This is a genomic window from Pseudomonas sp. PDM01 (assembly GCF_014852325.1).
GTDB lineage: Bacteria > Pseudomonadota > Gammaproteobacteria > Pseudomonadales > Pseudomonadaceae > Aquipseudomonas > Aquipseudomonas migulae.
Genome location: NZ_JACVBK010000004.1, coordinates 574062 through 591182, shown reverse-complemented (window position 1 = coordinate 591182; position 17121 = coordinate 574062). Strand labels below are relative to the sequence as shown.

20 protein-coding genes, 1 pseudogene and 1 riboswitch are annotated in these 17121 nt (G+C 60.0%); of the genes and pseudogenes, 11 read left to right on the top strand and 10 right to left on the bottom strand.

The features are described 5' to 3' along the window. Position 1: 1 nt before the first annotated feature. Positions 2-640: a uracil phosphoribosyltransferase gene (gene upp, locus IB246_RS13425; RefSeq protein WP_008025893.1), complete on the bottom strand. Its 639-nt coding sequence runs from the start codon at positions 638-640 to the stop codon at positions 2-4. Between the two features lie 163 nt (positions 641-803). Between upp and IB246_RS13420 the strand changes: the two genes are divergently transcribed. From IB246_RS13420 to IB246_RS13405, 4 genes are all read left to right on the top strand, one after another. Further along, complete coding sequence (locus IB246_RS13420; RefSeq protein WP_008025895.1) at positions 804-1361, top strand: hypoxanthine-guanine phosphoribosyltransferase; 558 nt, start codon at positions 804-806, stop codon at positions 1359-1361. Positions 1362-1365: 4 nt separating this feature from the next. Then, positions 1366-1839: a WbuC family cupin fold metalloprotein gene (locus tag IB246_RS13415; RefSeq protein WP_008037236.1), complete on the top strand. Its 474-nt coding sequence runs from the start codon at positions 1366-1368 to the stop codon at positions 1837-1839. A 159-nt stretch (positions 1840-1998) separates the two neighbouring features. After that, complete coding sequence (locus IB246_RS13410) at positions 1999-2484, top strand: hypothetical protein (protein ID WP_008025899.1); 486 nt, start codon at positions 1999-2001, stop codon at positions 2482-2484. 63 nt (positions 2485-2547) lie between these two features. Next, positions 2548-2835 carry a PA4642 family protein gene (locus IB246_RS13405; RefSeq protein WP_008037237.1) on the top strand — a complete coding sequence of 96 codons (288 nt, stop codon included), beginning with the start codon at positions 2548-2550 and terminating at the stop codon, positions 2833-2835. Positions 2836-2992: 157 nt separating this feature from the next. Here the strand turns inward: IB246_RS13405 and mqo are convergent, their stop codons facing one another. Both mqo and IB246_RS13395 read right to left on the bottom strand, forming a co-directional pair. After that, complete coding sequence (gene mqo, locus IB246_RS13400) at positions 2993-4501, bottom strand: malate dehydrogenase (quinone) (RefSeq protein ID WP_008025902.1); 1509 nt, start codon at positions 4499-4501, stop codon at positions 2993-2995. Between the two features lie 737 nt (positions 4502-5238). After that, complete coding sequence (locus IB246_RS13395) at positions 5239-5472, bottom strand: hypothetical protein (RefSeq protein ID WP_008025904.1); 234 nt, start codon at positions 5470-5472, stop codon at positions 5239-5241. Positions 5473-5674: 202 nt separating this feature from the next. Between IB246_RS13395 and IB246_RS13390 the strand changes: the two genes are divergently transcribed. Next, the gene (locus IB246_RS13390) at positions 5675-6259 is read left to right on the top strand and encodes a YajG family lipoprotein (protein ID WP_008037238.1); all 585 of its coding nucleotides are present in this window, start codon (positions 5675-5677) and stop codon (positions 6257-6259) included. A 191-nt stretch (positions 6260-6450) separates the two neighbouring features. Here the strand turns inward: IB246_RS13390 and IB246_RS13385 are convergent, their stop codons facing one another. Next, positions 6451-6657: a hypothetical protein gene (locus tag IB246_RS13385; protein WP_008037239.1), complete on the bottom strand. Its 207-nt coding sequence runs from the start codon at positions 6655-6657 to the stop codon at positions 6451-6453. A gap of 195 nt (positions 6658-6852) precedes the next feature. Here IB246_RS13385 and IB246_RS13380 point away from each other — a divergent pair, with 195 nt between their 5' ends. After that, complete coding sequence (locus IB246_RS13380; RefSeq protein WP_008037240.1) at positions 6853-7137, top strand: hypothetical protein; 285 nt, start codon at positions 6853-6855, stop codon at positions 7135-7137. A 127-nt stretch (positions 7138-7264) separates the two neighbouring features. Here the strand turns inward: IB246_RS13380 and IB246_RS13375 are convergent, their stop codons facing one another. After that, positions 7265-8431 (bottom strand): 1-acyl-sn-glycerol-3-phosphate acyltransferase, encoded by a 1167-nt coding sequence (locus IB246_RS13375; protein WP_032828604.1) that lies wholly within the window; start codon positions 8429-8431, stop codon positions 7265-7267. Between the two features lie 139 nt (positions 8432-8570). Here IB246_RS13375 and IB246_RS13370 point away from each other — a divergent pair, with 139 nt between their 5' ends. Genes IB246_RS13370 through IB246_RS13360 form a run of 3 tightly spaced genes read left to right on the top strand, consistent with a single transcriptional unit; the run spans position 8571 to position 9681 of the window. After that, positions 8571-8753: a CPXCG motif-containing cysteine-rich protein gene (locus tag IB246_RS13370; RefSeq protein ID WP_008037248.1), complete on the top strand. Its 183-nt coding sequence runs from the start codon at positions 8571-8573 to the stop codon at positions 8751-8753. 8 nt (positions 8754-8761) lie between these two features. After that, a complete protein-coding gene (locus IB246_RS13365; protein ID WP_008025915.1) occupies positions 8762-9022 on the top strand; it encodes a putative signal transducing protein in 261 nt (86 codons plus the stop codon). Positions 9023-9057: 35 nt separating this feature from the next. Continuing rightward, a complete protein-coding gene (locus tag IB246_RS13360; RefSeq protein ID WP_008037251.1) occupies positions 9058-9681 on the top strand; it encodes an SOS response-associated peptidase in 624 nt (207 codons plus the stop codon). Between the two features lie 141 nt (positions 9682-9822). Here IB246_RS13360 and IB246_RS29080 read toward each other — a convergent pair whose 3' ends face one another. Beyond that, entirely contained in the window at positions 9823-10566 is a 744-nt protein-coding gene (locus tag IB246_RS29080) for a methyl-accepting chemotaxis protein (protein WP_411738707.1), read from the bottom strand. A gap of 111 nt (positions 10567-10677) precedes the next feature. Next, positions 10678-10875: pseudogene (locus tag IB246_RS29075) on the bottom strand (HAMP domain-containing protein); the annotation flags it as partial. Between the two features lie 1363 nt (positions 10876-12238). Here IB246_RS29075 and IB246_RS13350 point away from each other — a divergent pair. Then, positions 12239-13057 carry a M48 family metallopeptidase gene (locus tag IB246_RS13350; RefSeq protein ID WP_008037254.1) on the top strand — a complete coding sequence of 273 codons (819 nt, stop codon included), beginning with the start codon at positions 12239-12241 and terminating at the stop codon, positions 13055-13057. A gap of 148 nt (positions 13058-13205) precedes the next feature. On the opposite strand, the gene IB246_RS13345 is transcribed toward IB246_RS13350, so the two are convergent. The 3 genes from IB246_RS13345 to IB246_RS13335 form a co-directional block, all read right to left on the bottom strand. Further along, the gene (locus tag IB246_RS13345; protein WP_008037256.1) at positions 13206-13790 is read right to left on the bottom strand and encodes a TMEM165/GDT1 family protein; all 585 of its coding nucleotides are present in this window, start codon (positions 13788-13790) and stop codon (positions 13206-13208) included. Positions 13791-13879: 89 nt separating this feature from the next. Next, positions 13880-14003, bottom strand: a riboswitch (yybP-ykoY riboswitch). A gap of 40 nt (positions 14004-14043) precedes the next feature. After that, entirely contained in the window at positions 14044-15042 is a 999-nt protein-coding gene (locus IB246_RS13340; protein ID WP_008037258.1) for a class I SAM-dependent methyltransferase, read from the bottom strand. Between the two features lie 33 nt (positions 15043-15075). Continuing rightward, a complete protein-coding gene (locus IB246_RS13335) occupies positions 15076-16041 on the bottom strand; it encodes a 2-hydroxyacid dehydrogenase (protein WP_008025925.1) in 966 nt (321 codons plus the stop codon). 242 nt (positions 16042-16283) lie between these two features. Between IB246_RS13335 and IB246_RS13330 the strand changes: the two genes are divergently transcribed. Beyond that, positions 16284-16913 (top strand): LysE family translocator, encoded by a 630-nt coding sequence (locus IB246_RS13330; RefSeq protein WP_008025927.1) that lies wholly within the window; start codon positions 16284-16286, stop codon positions 16911-16913. The last annotated feature ends 208 nt before the right edge of the window (positions 16914-17121 follow it).

Here is a 17121-nt window from a genome sequence, read left to right as displayed (position 1 = left end):
CTCAAGCGTCCTTCTGCTTGGTGCCGAAGATCTTGTCGCCGGCATCGCCCAGGCCCGGGATGATGTAACCGTGTTCGTTGAGTTTCTCGTCAATGGAAGCGGTGTAGATGGTCACGTCCGGGTGAGCCTTCTCCACAGCGGCGATGCCTTCCGGCGCGGCGACCAGCACCATGGCGCGGATGTCGCGGCAACCGGCTTTTTTCAGCAGGTCGATGGTGGCAACCATGGAACTGCCGGTGGCGAGCATCGGGTCGATGATCATTGCCAGGCGTTCGTTGATTTCCGGAACCAGTTTTTCCAGATACGTGTGGGCTTGCAGCGTCTGTTCGTTGCGGGCTACGCCCACGGCGCTGACTTTGGCGCCCGGGATCAGGCTCAGCACGCCTTCGAGCATGCCGATGCCGGCGCGCAGGATCGGCACCACAGTGATTTTCTTGCCGGCGATTTTCTCGACCGACACGGTGCCGCACCAGCCTTCGATGTCGTAGGATTCCAGCGGCAGGTCTTTGGTGGCTTCATAGGTCAAAAGGGCACCGACTTCCTGAGCGAGCTCGCGGAAATTCTTGGTGCTGATGTCTGCGCGGCGCATCAGGCCGAGTTTGTGACGGATCAGCGGATGGCGGATCTCGAGGATGGGCATGGGAAAGGCTCCGGCGGCGGGCAAAAAAACCGGCCTAGATTAATCTATCCGAGGGTGTTGTCCTATAGACAATAGAGTACGTTAGTCCACAAACGCTTGATCTGGCCGTGCGGGATGCGTACCTTTGCCCGCTTTTCCTGAATGCCACCCCTTGGAGAGCGCCATGTCCGCTGATCTCGAGCATATCCGTCAAATCATGCGAGAGGCTGACTGCCTGTACACCGAAGCTGAAGTCGAGGCGGCCATCGCCCGCGTTGGTGCACATATCAACGAACAAATGGCTGACACTAACCCGGTGGTGTTCTGCGTGATGAACGGCGGCCTGATCTTCGCCGGCAAGCTGCTCACCCATCTGCAATTCCCGCTGGAAGCGTCCTACCTGCACGCCACCCGTTATCGCAACGAAACCAGCGGCGGCGACCTGTTCTGGAAAGCCAAGCCTGAAGTGTCGTTTATCGACCGTGACGTACTGATCATCGACGACATCCTCGACGAAGGTCACACCCTGGGCGCGATCATCGACTTCTGCAAACACGCCGGCGCGCGCAAAGTGCACACCGCCGTGCTGATCGATAAGGACCACGACCGCAAGGCTCGTCCGGACCTGAAAGCCGATTTCGTCGGTTTGCCGTGCATCGACCGCTACATCTTCGGTTACGGCATGGACTACAAAGGCTACTGGCGTAACGCCAACGGGATTTTTGCCGTTAAAGGAATGTAAGCACATGGCCGCGCCGAGCTTTCTTGATCAAACCCTGTTCACTGAGTTGGCCGAGAAAGCAGCGGCCAATCCGCGTGGACGCCAGCACCACAACTTTCATCAGATGGAAGACGCTTGCCATCGCATGGCGGTGGGTTTGCAGCCGGGCACGTACATCCCGCCTCATCGGCATCTGGGGGAGAACAAGGCTGAAACCTTGCTGGTCCTCAAGGGACGGCTTGGCGTGTTGATCTTCGACGAGTCCGGCGCGGTGGTGCGCAAGCAAGTCCTGCAGGCCGCTGGCGATTGCGTGGGCGTGGACCTGCCAACCGGTGTGTTTCATGGCCTGGTGGTGCTGGAAGCCGACAGCCTGATGTTCGAGTGCAAGGCCGGTCCTTATCGTCCTGTGGGCGAAGGTGAGCTGGCTGATTGGGCGCCACGTGAAGGCGAGCCGGGCGTAGCCGAGTATCAGGCCTGGATGCGCGCGCAGTTCGATTGATACGCACCACCCCACTGTAGGAGCGAGGCTTGCCCGCGAAGGCGGTGTGTCAGTCCCTTAGTTATCGACTGACACACCGCCTTCGCGGGCAAGCCACGCTCCTACAGGGACGGTGTGCAGCCATGATAGAGTGCCCGGCCCCGCCTTTCGGAGCCCGTCATGAGCCTTTTGATCCGCAGCTGCGCCGCCCTGTTGCTGACCCTCAGCCTGCCGCTGGCCGCCGCGCCGGCGCTGATGCACGGGCAGTTTCTGCCGCCTGACGACCTGACGCTGCGTGATGCCGAACCGGAGCAGCAACAATTGCTGCAGGTCACCGAGTATTCGGTGGTGGTCGGCAGCCAACGGCAGTCCACTCAACAGCCGATCCCGGTAACGTCTCCGCTGCTGATCCGCCTCAAGGGCAAATCCTTGAACAAGGGCGCGACCATCAATCAGGTGCTGGTCAACTTCGATGGCGAAAGCAAAAGCCTGAAAAAGCCGATCTACGACGACAAGAGCAAAACCCTGACGCTGTTTTACCCGATGGCGCAATACCGCGTGGTGATCGACTTGCTGCGCAATGACACGGTGTATTGCCAGTTCCTCAGCTACGCCAACGGTCATGTCTGGGCCGATCTGCACACCGGGGCCGTTCGTCCGCGTTGAGCCCGGCGGCCAGTGAGGGGTAAACTGCCCGCCCCGTGAAATGTCTGCGAGCTGGAGTCGGCAATGCGTAAAGATAAGAAACAAGTGATTGGTGACGAGATCGGCGACGAGCAGATCAAGTTGTTTCTCGATTTCGAACCGGTCGACGCCACTTCGCCGTCCCTGCACAAACTGATCAAGGCCTACCGTGGCCTGCGTATCGACGACTTCGAGCGTTTTCTGACGTTCTTCGTCGAGGCCGGTTTTGATCTGGACGGCAAGGACGAGCACGGCAATGACTTCGTTGCCCTGATCAAGGATCAGCGCAACGCCCCGGACTACATCGAGCTGATCGAAAAAGCCCGCGGCTGAAAGAAACTTTGCGATCGCAATGCTGTTGCTTTTGTAGGAGCACGGCTTGCCGGCGAAGGCGATCTCAAGGGCGCCATCGCCGGCAAGCCGTGCTCCTACAGGAAAGCAAAAAAAAGCCCCGCTCTCAATGAGAGCGGGGCTTTTTTATGGGGCCGAATCAAGCGAAGCTTGGTGTCTCGCTGCTTTCTTCAACCAGTTCCAGCGCGATGTTGTTCTGCGCGTTGATCTTGCGATACAGCGCAGCATCGGTTTCCAGAACCTTTTCCCGGGCCGGGAAGATTTCCGCCAGTTTGGCTGCCCACTCGCCGGACGCTTGGGCCGGGAAGCATTTTTCGATCAGTTCCAGCATGATCGAAACGGTCACCGACGCGCCTGGCGAAGCACCCAGCAGGGCAGCAAGGGAACCGTCCTTGGCCGCGACCAGTTCGGTACCGAACTGCAGAACGCCGCCCTTTTTCGGGTCTTTCTTGATGATCTGCACCCGTTGGCCGGCCACTTCCAGGCGCCAGTCTTCGGCTTTCGCTTCAGGGTAGAAGCGGCGCAGGGAATCCAGACGCTGCTCCATCGACTGCATCACTTCGCTGACCAGGTACTTGGTCAGGTCCATGTTGTTTTTCGCCACGGCCAGCATCGGGCCGATGTTGCCGGCGCGAACCGACATCGGCAGGTCCATGAAGGAGCCGTGCTTGAGGAACTTGGTGGTGAAACCGGCGTAAGGTCCGAACAGCAGGGACTTCTTGCCATCGACCACGCGAGTGTCCAGGTGCGGCACCGACATCGGTGGCGAACCCACGGCAGCCTGGCTGTACACCTTGGCCTGGTGATGCTTGACCACTTCCGGGTTGTCGCAACGCAGCCACTGGCCGCTGATCGGGAAGCCGCCGAAGCCTTTGCTTTCTTCGATGCCCGAGGCCTGCAACAACGGCAATGCCGCGCCGCCCGCGCCGAGGAACACGAATTTGGCGTCGACTTCGCGGGTATTGCCGCTGTTGACGTCCTTGATGCTGACGGTCCAGCCGCCGTTGTTGCGCTTCAGGCCGGTCACACGCTTGCAGTACTTGACCTGGGCATCGGGTGCGCTGGTCAGGTGCTTGAGCAACTGGTTGGTCAGCGCGCCGAAGTTGACGTCGGTGCCATTGATCACACGGGTGGCGGCGAGGGTTTCGCCAGCGTCACGCCCCGGCATCATCAATGGCATCCAGTCGGCCATTTTTGCCTTGTCTTCGGTGTATTCCATGTCCGCGAAGGCGTGGTGCTTGCTCAGCACCTTGAAGCGTTCCTTGAGGAAGGACACGCCGCTGTCGCCCTGGACGAAGCTCAGGTGCGGCACCGGGCTGATGAAGGTCTTGCACGAGCCGAAGGTGCCTTTTTTGGTCAGGTAGGACCAGAACTGCTTCGACACTTCAAACTGAGTGTTGATGTGCACGGCTTTCTTGATGTCGACGGTGCCGTCGGCGGCCTGCGGCGTGTAATTGAGCTCACACAGCCCGGCGTGACCGGTACCGGCGTTGTTCCACGGGTTGGAACTCTCCGCGGCACCGGAATCCATCAGCTCGACGACTTCCAGCTTGATCGCGGGGTCGAGCTCTTTGAGCAGTACAGCGAGGGTGGCACTCATGATGCCGGCCCCAACCAGTACTACGTCGACTGCTTCGTTATGCGCCATTTAACGCGTCTCCAAAATCTGCAGCACCAAATTGTCGGCATGGCTGCCAGGCGTTCGGGGCGTGTCAGTGATGCCCCAGGTACCCATGGCAGTGTCGCCATGTCCGAATCTTCGCAATTTATCGCAACTTCGACGGACGCTACCGGCCGGGTTTATGAGGTCAATGAACTCATTTCAACGCGCGACTGGCAATTCGACTTATGGTCGAGACATCCGTTTGTGCAACCAAATCCGTAGCGGACAGGCTTCAGGCTCCGGTGTTCGAGGAATACTCGGTCCTGTGTCGTTGGGCTGTTTCAGACGCTAATGGTGCATGTTCAGACGCAAAACTATTCATTTGCTCGCCACACTCTTGTGAAGTTGTGAAAACCCGTTTTTTTCACGCTCTTTTGAAGACGTGAACCTCAAAAAAGGGCTGTCCCAGCCTGGCACCGTGCCCGGATGGATCGCCGCCATGGAATACATGACAGGCAAAACGGGCAAACAGCTCAGTGACCGAGCGTAATGACAGCTCTGCAGATTCGCGAAAAGTGGGGGTTTTGCTCAAGGAACAGCAAGCGCGCCAGCTTCACTCGATCTGTGTGGGCGGCTCTCTGTGGGCGGTGCGGGGTGCCAATACCGAAGCATTGACGATTGCTGCGAGGCCCGATCAGGAGACGTCCTTATAATCGGGGGGAGATTGTATCTAAGAAACGCGGGGAAATGGACGTGTTTAATGACTTTTATTAGGCGTCTGGTCAGGTCGCCAGCAGTTGTTGAGCGCGAGCACGGGGTTGGCGCTGGTTGACACGGGCGCTGGCGGGCAGGGGATGGTGCAGCCAGTTGAGGCGGATTTCTTCGATTTCGACCCAGCCATCGCCCATCGGCTGGAGGCTGCACTGCTTGAATGCCTGGCAATGGCCGTTGCGGTCGAGCAGGGCGAAGCAGCGATGCAACGGGCGCGGTGTGAACAGGGAGACGAGAAGGCGCATGGGAAATACCTCGTGGGATTTACCGCATACGTTGTCAGCAAGTCGTGACGCGCAGGTGAAAGGAGGGTGAACGATGTGTGACAGGAACCGCGGTCCACGGGGTTTGTCTGAGATTCTGGTATTCGTTGCATGACGCTAGTTACCCGCAGTGGCGCACCGCTATACTGCCGGCCTGTTTGTGCCTGATTCTGGAGAGAAGAGCATGTTGCAACGCCTGTTGTTCGGTTTGATCACTGTGACCAGTTTGACCCTGGTTGGCTGCGCCCACAGCCCGCAACAACTGAGTCCGGAGCCGAAGCTGACCACTCAGCTGGCACCGGTCGGCCATGGCCAGCCAGTCGTGGTGCGTGTGGTGGACGGTCGTCCGTCGCCAACCCTGGGCACCCGTGGCGGTCTGTATCCGGAGACCAGCGCGATCACGGTGCAGGGCGCGCAGATTCTGCCGAAGCTGCAGGCCCAGGCCGAAGCGGCCGTGCGCTTGCTCGGCTTTACCCCGACTAACAATGCGCCGAATGCCCCGCAACTGACCGTGACCCTGGCCGAGCTGAAGTATCAGTCGCCTAAAGAAGGCATGTATGTGACCGAGGCGACCATCGGCGCGACCTTCCGCTCTGACGTGCAGAACGCCAACCGCCGCTACAGCGGTCGTTACGGTGCATCCCTGGATCAGCGTTTCGGCATGGCGCCAAACCAGGAAACCAACACCAAGCTGGTCAGCGATGTGTTGAGCGATGCATTGACGCGCCTGTTCAAGGACTCGACCGTGGGTCAGATTCTCGGCGAATAAGTTTTCGCTGAAATCAAAAAGCCCGGCGCCAGCAATGGCCCCGGGCTTTTTTGTGTCTGCTGATTTCTCGAATTCACCTGGCCCCCTGTAGGAGCGAGGCTTGCCCGCGAAGACGGTCGAATATTCAATATCGATGTCGGCTGATACACCGCTTTCGCGGGCAAGCCTCGCTCCTACAGGGGGCGTTGGTGTCAGGCGGCTTGCGAGTAAAACTCCAGCACACTCACCCCTGTCAGCAAATCAGCCTCCGGCAGATCCGCATGTTGATGCCCGCCCAGCGCGCAATACACCAGCCAATGACGATCCTGAACGTTGAAGGCAAGGCTGCCGACCAAGGTTTGTTGTTCGTCGCTTTGAGTAATGAGATAGAGGCGATCCTGGTTTTCAGCGTGCAGCATGACGGTATCCATGTCGGTTTTGGTGGGGCGAGAGATTGGCGCATTCAGATGACGAAGCCGTGACGCAGGGCAGGAATCTGCCAAATGGTGAGTTATTTATCGTATAGCGGCGGGCAGGAGGGACGGCTTTCGGTAGAATCCGCGCCGCGGTCGTCGATCTGGCTTCCGCCACACCTGTTTTGTCCGAGGTTCGTGATGTCGCTGCATTTGATGACGCTGTTTACCGCCCATCCCGCCAAATTGATCAACCTGCTCGCCTTGCTGCTGGCCTTTCCGGGCAGCTGGCTGTTGCACGCCACGCGTCGTCGCGAACAACGCGCGTTGGCCAGCCTCGAAGCGCAGAGCCAGAGCCGTCGCATCGATGAGCCAATGTTGATGCTGGATGGTGCGACCTTGCGCATGAACCGGTTTTTCTACCGCTTCGGTTTCGCCTGCCTGGGGTTGGCGCTGCTGGTGTCTTGGATCAGCACGCGCGTCTGAGCACACCGTAAAACCAATGTGGGAGTGAGCCTGCTCGCGATAGCGCTGTATCAGCTACAGAGATGTCGGCTGACACAGCGCTATCGCGAGCAGGCTCACTCCCACAGGGTTTGTATCCAGGCCGGAGTTACAGCGGCAACCCGGCCTTCACACGGTACTGATTACGCACCGGCGTGGCGTATTGCAGCACCAGGAACGGACGATGTTCTTCCGGGCAAGCGTCCAGGCGCTGTTGCCATTCTTCCTGGGCTTTCGCCAGTTCGTCGGCAGCAAACACATCAGACGCTTTCGGCACCTGCAACTGCGGGTCGGCATCCTTCCATTGCGCGTAAGCCAGGTAGTGCACCGGGAACAAGCGGTAGCCGCCGAGAATCTGCTTGTCCATCTCGACCGCCAATTGCTTGGTGTCTTCGAACAGCTCGGTGATCGGCGCGGCGAAGTTCACGTGGACTCGACCCTTGTAGCCGGTAATGCCCTTGGCGATGCTCACATCGTCCTCGCCTGGCGCCTTGGTGTAGGTGCCGGTGGTGGCGCGGATGTAGAGTTCGCGGGCCTTGGCCTGGTCGCACGGGTCGTATTCGTAGCTGATCGACACCGGGGTGACGTTCAGCGAGCGGATGACTTCGCCGAACGGCTCGTCCTTGCGGCTCATGTGGAACATCTTGAGGATCGCCGACTCGGTGCGGTCGTCGCCGTCCTTGGCCCGGCCTTCGGCCTGCGCGATCCAGATGGAGGCGCAATCGTTGCGGATCGAGTGGTTGATGTACGCCGACAACAACTGATAAGCCGCCATTTTCTCGCGGCGACCGGTGATCGAACGGTGCACGATGAAGCTCTTGTTCAGGCGCATCAGGTCGCTGACAAAGGGCTTTTGCAGCAGGTTGTCGCCAATCGCGATGCGCGGCGTCGGCAGGCCTGCGTGGTACACGGCATAGTTGACGAAGGCCGGGTCCATCACGATGTCGCGGTGGTTGGCGATGAACAGGTAGGCGCTGCCGGACTTGAATTGCTCGACGCCGGTGTACGTGACACCGTCCGTGGCGCGCTCGATGGTGTGGTCGACGTAATACTCGACTTTGTCCTGCAGCGTGGCCACCGAATCGATGCCGGCGAACTCACGGCGCAGCCGATGAGCTATAAGAGGTTTGAGCATCCAGCCGAAGGCACCGGCAAAACGCGGGAAGCGGAAGTGGGTGAGGATATCTAGAAACGCCTTGTCGCCGAGCAAGCGTGCCAGCACTGCTGGGACTTCGCTGTCGTCGTAAGGTCGGATGGCATCGAATTCGCCCATCATGCTCTCTTGTTAGAAACGGCTAGGGTAAGTAAAGGTTTTGATCGAAAACCAACGGGGCACGGTCTGAAAAGTTAGCCAGACAAAAATAGCCCTGCAAATAGACCGGCGATTATACGCACAAGTCACTTGGGAGACCGCGATGCTGGAAACTGCAGAGTATGAATGTCCGTATTGTGGTGAAGAGGTCGAGACGACTGTGGATTTGTCGGCGGGTGATCAGACCTATATCGAGGACTGTCAGGTGTGTTGTCGGCCAATTAAGTTTGTGTTGCAGGTTCATGGAGAGGAGTGGCATCTCGAAGTGTTCAGCGAGAACGAGTGAGGGCATCCATGCAGCGAATCTACGAACCGGAAAACCTGATGGAAGGCGAGTTGCTGCAAAGCATGTTGGCCAGCGAGGGCGTCGAGGCGCATCTGGTCGGCCGCGATTTGCTTGGCGGCACCGGCGAATTGCCGATCTTCGGCCTGCTGGGCTTGTCGGTGGATAACGACCAGGCCGAATACGCCCGGGAGTTGATCACCGCGTACAATGCCGCGCTGCCGATGCCCGGCGATGAACCGGAAAGCTTTCCCGGCACGCTGGTCTGTTAGGCTGACGTTCGTTTGATCAAGAGTCGTGTTGCCCCATGTGTGGACGTTATGCCCTGTTTCGCTGGAACCCCGCCTTCGCGGCCCTGCCTGGCTTCCCCGCCGATCAGCAGGCCCAGTGGAATATTTCCCCCAATGATTCGGTGTTGATGCTGCGTGCCGGCGCCGACGGCGAGCGTGAATTGGCCCGTGCCCGCTGGGGTTTGACACCGCCGTGGCTCACCGATCTGTCCCGCACGCCGGCCCATGCCCGCGCCGAAACCGTGGCCGAGCAACCGATGTTTCGCCAGGCCCTGCGCGAGCGCCGCTGCCTGTTGCCGGCCAACGGTTTTTACGAATGGCGCGGCACGACGCGCAAGCGCCCGTATTGGCTGACGCCGGGGGAGGGCTCGACGCTGTTTTTCGCGGCGATCTGGGAGGCGTATCCGGTACAGGAGCAGGTGTGGCTGAGCACGGCTGTGATCACGCAACCGGCGGCGAGTCAGCGTCGGCCGTTGATCCTGGATGCGGCGGGACAGGAGGCGTGGCTCGATCCCGAGACGCCGTTGCATGTGTTGCAGGGATTACTGGCCAGTGAACCCGCGGCGTTGCGCGAGCGGGTGTTGGCGAATCTGGTGAATGATCCGAAGTTGAATGGGCCGGAGTGTTTGACTCCCGGCTGATGGGTTGTCTGGGCTGGCCCCATCGCGAGCAGGCTCGCTCCCACAGTTGATCTTCAGTGAACACAAAATTTGTGTGCTACACAGATCCCCTGTGGGAGCGAGCCTGCTCGCGATAAGGTCCGCAGGACCTTCCGGCAATCCTTAAACCTTGAACTGATTGATCAACCGCCGCTGCTGCTCAGCCAGCTTGGTCAACCCCGCACTCGCCGCGCTTGATTCATCCGCACCGCCCGCCACTTCATTGGCCACTTGCCCAATGTTGATCACGTTCCGGTTGATGTCATCCGCCACCGCACTCTGTTCCTCGGCCGCGCTGGCAATCTGGGTGTTCATGTCATTGATCACCGACACCGCCTGAGTGATCGCATCCAGCGCTTCGGCCGCTTTCGCCGCATGCTGCACGCTTTCGTCGGTGCGGTTCTGGCTGTCTTCCATCACCCGCACCACATCGCGCGTGCCTTGTTGCAGCTGCTGGATCATGGTCTGGATTTCTTCGGTGGCCTTCTGGGTTTTCTGCGCCAGGTTGCGCACCTCATCGGCCACCACCGCAAAGCCACGGCCCTGCTCGCCGGCCCGTGCAGCTTCAATGGCGGCGTTCAAGGCCAGCAAGTTGGTCTGCTCGGCGATGCCGCGAATGGCGGTGAGGATCGCGTTGATGTTCTCGCTGTCCTTGGCCAGGTTTTGCACCACGCCGACAGCCTTGCCGATTTCCACGGCCAGCACGCCGATCGAGTTCGACGTATCCCGCACGATCTGTTTGCCCTGAGAGGCCGCCTGATCCGCATGGCTGGCCGCTTGCGCCGCCTGGGTCGCGTTGCGCGCCACGTCCTGGGCGGTAGCGGTCATTTCATGCACCGCCGTGGCGACCTGATCGATTTCGACCATTTGTTTCTGTACGCCAATGTTGGTGCGGATGGCGATGTCAGCGGTGTGTTCCGACGAATCGCTGACGCTCTGCACCGACGTCACCACTTGGGTGATCATCGCCTGCAACTTGGCGAGGAAAGTGTTGAAACCTTTGGCGATCGAGCCCAGTTCGTCGGCGCGATCGCTGGTCAGACGGCGCGTCAGGTCGCCTTCACCTTTGGCAATGTCGTCGAGCATGGCCACCATTTGTTTCAGCGGGCGAGCAATGCCGTGGCCCACCAACCAGATCACCAGCAAGCCGACGCCGGCGATCAGCAGACCGACCATGGCCATGCCGAAGGTGTCGGATTTGCGCTGGGTATTCAGGTCGGCCTGGAGTTTTTGCAGGTCGGCCATCACCGCGTTCAGCGGCAGTTGCAGCATCAGCGTCCAGCGGGCGTCGGTCTGGCCGATGCCGAACGGCAGGTACAACTCGATCCGGCCCTGGGCCTTGTCGACGGTGTAGGTGACTTCGCCGCGCTTCAGATTGGCCATGTTGGCGATCTGCTGGCTGTCGAGGATGTCACTGACCTTCTCGCCGAATTTGCTCGGGTCCTTGGTGTAGGCAACGATCCGGCCATTACCGCCGATCAGCGCCATGACGCCCGAGCCGTTGTACAACTTCTGGTTCGCGCCCAGGAGCATTTCCTGGATGAAGTTCACCGAGAGGTCGGCGCCGACGATGCCCTGGAACGCACCGTTGAGCATGATCGGTTCAATAAAGGACGCGAGCATGACGATTTTGTCGCCGACCTTGTAGGGCGCCGGATCGATCACGCAGGATTTTTTGGTTTCTTTCGAGCACAGGTAGTACTCGCTGGCGCGCACGCCGGTAGACAGGGTTTTCTGGTCGTCGACGTCCACCAGTTTGTCCAGGCCCAGGCTGCCGTCTTCGTTGCGGAACCACCACGGCAGGAAGCGTCCGTTGCTGGCGTCGATGCCGACGACCTTGGTGTCGACGTAGGCTGCGTCGTTGTGGTCGAGGGCGTTTTTTTCCCAACCGATGTAGGTACCGAGAATCTTCGGGTTTTTGGCGACGTTTTCCTTGATCAGGCTGATCAATTGCTCGCGGCTCAGGTTCAGTTGCGGCTGGCCATCGGCGCCCGGTGTGCCGATCAGGGCGTTGACCCGCACCAGTCCGCCGGCAATCAGCAGCGGCGCTTCGAGTTCACGCTGGATCTGGCTGACCTGGGTTTGCGCCAGGGACGTCAGGCGCTGCTCGATGACTTGCTCGAATTGCGCCTGGGTCCGATCCTGAACCATGTCTTGCGTCCGTGCGCCGGAAAACAGCGCGTACAGCACCAGGGCTGCCACGACACTTAATACGATGGCGCCAGCGAGGGCCGCCACGGAAAACTGGATGGACTTGAATTTCATGGGTGCTCCGCACGCAAGAGGACTTCTGCGGTGCTGTATCGGCAGGGGGCTCGAGGGCCATGAGTGAGGTGCGACGAAATGGCTGTTTTGGAGCCGTCGATGTCGCAATTGAATCATTGCCGGCCGTGACTGGCCGTGGCGGGTGGCGGTATGTGAATTTTTTCCTACTGTTGATGAGAGCTTTGTCCGAAATCCACGTCTGTATGTCTGTTGTATCTGGCGCCGATACAAATCGACGCCTAGGATACGCGGCATGTTTCGAGGGAGTTTTGTGATGAACAAGCGATTGGTTTTGTGTGCTCTGAGCGCGGGTCTGCTGCTCGCGGGTTGTCAGTCGGTCAACACCACCAGCGGCGGAGCCGTAGGCGTGGAGCGCAAGCAGTACATGTTCAGCATGTTGTCCTCGGACGAGGTCAACCAGATGTACGCCCAGTCTTATCAAAAGACCGTTGGCGAGGCGACCAACAAAGGTGTGCTGGACAAGACCAGCAACGATGCCAAGCGCATCCAGGTGATCACTGATCGGCTGATCGCCCAGGCGCCGATTTTCCGTCCGGATTCGGCCCAGTGGAAATGGGAAGTCAACCTGATCAAGAGTGACGAGCTCAACGCCAACTGCGGGCCTGGCGGCAAGATCATTTTCTACACCGGGCTGATCGACAGCCTGCAACTGACCGACGATGAAATCGCCGCGATCATGGGCCATGAAATCGCCCACGCCCTGCGTGAGCACGGTCGTGAAGCGATGTCCAAGGCGTACGGCATCGAAATGGCCAAGCAGGGCGCGGGCGCCTTGCTCGGTCTGGGCCAGGACAGCCTGGCCCTGGCGGACACCGTGGCCAACTACGGCATGACGCTGCCCAACAGTCGCGCCAACGAAAACGAAGCGGACCTGATCGGCCTGGAACTGGCGGCCCGCGCCGGTTACAACCCGAACGCCGCGATCACCCTGTGGAACAAGATGAGCAAGGCTTCGGAAGGTTCGCCACCGGAGTTCATGAGCACTCACCCGGCGTCGTCCAGTCGGATTGCTTCGTTGCAGGCGGCGATTCCGAAGGTGATGCCGTTGTACGAGAACGCGCGGAAGTCCTGATCGATATGCGTTGATGCCGCTGACGCCTTCGCGGGCAAGCCTCGCTCCTACAGGTTTTGTGCCGTACACAAATTATGTGATCGCCAAAAAACCTGTGGGAGCGAGCCTGCTCGCGATGAACGATAACGCGGTCTAACGACCTACGACGTTACAGCCACCCGCTGCTCTGCATCGCCTTGTACACCGCGACAATCGCCAGGACGAAGAACGCCGACGCCGCCAGTCGACGAATCAGGGTCAATGGCAATTTGTCCGCCGCAAAGTTACCCGCCAAAACCACCGGCACGTTGGCAATCAACATGCCCAGGGTGGTGCCGATAATCACCAGCCACAGTTCCGGGTATTGCGCGGCCAGCATCACGGTCGCGATCTGGGTCTTGTCACCGATTTCCGCGAGGAAGAACGCGATCAATGTTGTCAGGAACGGCCCGAATTTGCGGGCGGTGCTGGCTTCATCGTCATCCATCTTGTCCGGCACCAGGGTCCACAATGCCGTCGCAGCGAAGCTTGCGGCGAGGATCCAGTGCAACACCGCATCCGAGAAGAAACTGCCGACCCAGGCACCTACCGCACCGGCTGCCGCGTGGTTGGCCAGGGTGGCGGCGACGATGCCGGCGATGATTGGCCACGGTTTGCGAAAGCGGGCAGCAAGGATGAGCGCGAGCAGTTGCGTCTTGTCGCCGATTTCGGCCAAGGCAACGATTGCGGTGGGAACGAGAAGTGAATCCAGCATCAGGGTTTTCCTAAGGGGCGGGTCGACACGGCTATGACACGTACAGCCTTCCCGCCCCGGGTAAGGTGTTCGTGTCATAGGTCTTGTCAAACCCTGGCGATCCGTCTGATGCGGACGCTTGGGTCGCATACGCCATGGTCTGAGGACCAAGTATGTTGACGTATGCCGGACGAGCATGGCGCTCGTGGGAGACTACTCCCCTAGGACGGAGCGGATTCTGCCTAGGCTAATCCGATAGGGCAAGTACAAATTGCTAACCGCGTTTGGCCCGGTAGATTCGGAAACCCTGACCTTCGGCCTTGATCGCACACACGCCGAGGTGCTCTTCGATCAGCGGTTGGTACTTCAGGAAGCTGTTCGCGACCAGCCGCAGTTCGCCACCGTTTTTCAGATGTTTGGCGGCTTTTCGCAGCAAGTTCTCGGTGGCGAAGTAATCGGTGTGCACGCCGACATGGAACGGCGGGTTGCTCAGAATGGCACTCAAACCCATCGGCGCGGCATCGATTCCGTCACCGGTAATGACGTCCGCTTCCAGACCATTGGCAGCCAGGGTCAAGCGACTGCTGGCGGCGGCAAACGCATCCACGTCGAGCAGCGTGACCTGATTGTGCGGATAACGACGTTTGACCGCCGCGCCCAAAACACCGGCGCCGCAACCGAAGTCCAGCAAATGGCCGCTTGGCAATTTGTCCAGGTGTTCCAGCAACAACGCGCTGCCGCGATCCAGCCGACCGTGGCTGAATACGCCCGGCAGGCTGATGACTTTCAGCGGCCCTTCGGCCAGCGGCAATTCGTAGGTCTGGGCCAGGCTTTCCAGGGATTTGGCTTGCGGCGCATCGGCCACGGTGACCAGCCACAGCTGGCAATGACGCGCACTGTCGAGCTTGCGCGGTTTGCCAAACGGGTTCAGTTGTTTGGCCGCGCCTTCGATGCCGCTGCGTTTTTCACCCACCAGGTACAACTCGCGTCCGGCCAGGCGGGAGGCGAGGGCGTTGAGGATGTAATCGGTGAGGTCCTTGGATTTGGGCAGAAACACCACAGCGGTGTCGAATTCGCGCTCGGGCACAGTCACGCCAAAATGGCTGCGCTCGGTGAAGCGGGCATCCAGCGCGGCCTGATCGCCGGCATGCCAGCACCAGCCATGGGCGTCGGGCAGGCGCCCGAGCAAATCATCGGCGGGCAAGCCGGCCAGCAGCACCGAACCCTGGAATAACTCGGCCTGACGAAGCAGTACTTCACTGCGCGGATCCATACTCTGCTCCTTGAAAAAAAGTGCCGCAGTTTATCAACTGACGACCCGCAGCGCCTTACCGCTGAAGTATCCCTGCGCGTTTTCGGTCAATTGGCCAACGATCCGCTGCCGCGCCTCGCGACTGCCCCAGGCGTTGTGCGGCGTAACGATCAGGCGTGGAATGTCGGCGGCGAGCAACGGGTTGCCGGCGCTCGGCGGTTCGACGCTCAACACGTCGGTGGCCGCACCGCCGAGGTGTCCGCTACGCAAGGCGTCGGCCAGCGCCTGTTCATCAATCAGGCCGCCACGGGCGGTGTTGACCACGAAAGCGCCGGGTTTCATCGAGGCCAGTTCGCGGGCACCGATGAAGTGGCGAGTGTGTTCATTGAGCGGGCAGTGCAACGTCAGCGCGTCGATTTGTGGCAGCAGTTCATCCAGCGGCAAACGGTCCGGTCGGGCGGGGCGCCCTGGAATCTGCCCAAGCAGCACGCGCATGCCGAAGGCTTCGGCCAGTCGTGCGACCGCGCCGCCCAGTTCGCCATGACCGAGCAAACCGAGGGTTTTGCCTTCCAGTTCGACGATCGGGTAGTCCAGTAGGCAGAACTGTTTTGCCTGTTGCCAGCGACCTTCACCGACGGCTTTCTGATAATCGGCGAGGCGCGTCGCCAGGTTCAGCAGCAGCATGATCGTGTGCTGCGCCACCGATGGCGTGCCGTAACCCTGACAGTTGCAGACGGTCACGCCATGGGCGCGGGCGGCGGCGAGGTCGACGTTATTGGTGCCGGTGGCGGTGATCAGGATCAGCTTCAGCTCGGGGCTGGCGGCGATGGCGGCGGCATCGATCAGGATTTTGTTGCTGATGGCGACGGTGGCGCCCTTGAGGCGTTCGATCACTTGATCCTGCGTGGTCTGCGCAAACAGTTGCAAATCATCGAAGCAGGCGCGCAATGGGCTGAGGTCGAGATCGCCGAGGTCCAGCGAGGGATGGTCGAGGAAAACGGCGCGGCGAGAGTTCGTCATCAACTGTACCTTTTGTGCATTGAACTGAAGGCGTAATCTGCCGAGCCTACCAGATGAAACAAATCGTTACGCAATGCCAGGTCTACGCCGAACCTTGTGGGAGCGGGCTTGCTCGCGAAGGCGTTGTGTCAGTCGACATTGATGTTGTCTGACACAACGCCTTCGCGAGCAAGCCCGCTCCCACAGGGGCGATGTCAGCCTGGAAGTGATAATTCGACCGTTTAGCCCCCAGAGGAGCCCGCATGTATTGGACAGAGTTTTTGACCGTTGCCCTGATTCACCTGCTGGCCGTCGCCAGCCCCGGCCCGGATTTCGCCGTGGTGGTGCGTGAGAGCGTGACCCACGGTCGTCGCGCCGGCACCTGGACGGCGATGGGGGTCGGTACGGCGATTTTCCTGCACGTCGGCTATTCGCTGCTCGGTATCGGCCTGATCGTGTCCCAGTCGATCGTGCTGTTCAACGCCTTGAAATGGGCGGCCGCCGCGTATCTGCTGTACATCGGTTTCAAGGCCCTGCGCGCGCAACCGGCCAAGCCGGTGACTGACGATCTGCACAAGGAGGCGGGTGAGCGCACCGCTCGCGGCGCTTTCACCTCGGGTTTCGTGACCAACGGTCTGAACCCGAAAGCCACGCTGTTCTTCCTGTCGTTGTTCACCGTGGTGATCAATCCGCATACGCCATTGGCGGTGCAGGCCGGTTACGGGGTTTACCTGGCGGCGGCGACGGCTTTCTGGTTCTGCCTGGTGGCGATGCTGTTCAGCCAGCAGCGTGTACGCGCCGGTTTCGCCCGCATGGGCCACTGGTTCGACCGGACCATGGGCGCCGTACTGATCGCCATCGGCGTGAAACTCGCGTTTACCGAAATGCATTGATCGACGAACACCACCCTTTGTAGGAGCCGGCTTGCCGGCGAAGCGGTGTGTCTGATGTACCGCGTCGCCCCATTCGCCAGCAAGCTGGCTCCTACAAGGAAAGAGTTCGGCAAACGGGTGAAAATGCTGGCGCAACGCTAGCATTTGCTGAATGTTGCAAATCATTCCTTCGGCTGATTTGGTTGTCATGGAAGGGCACTAGAGTGCT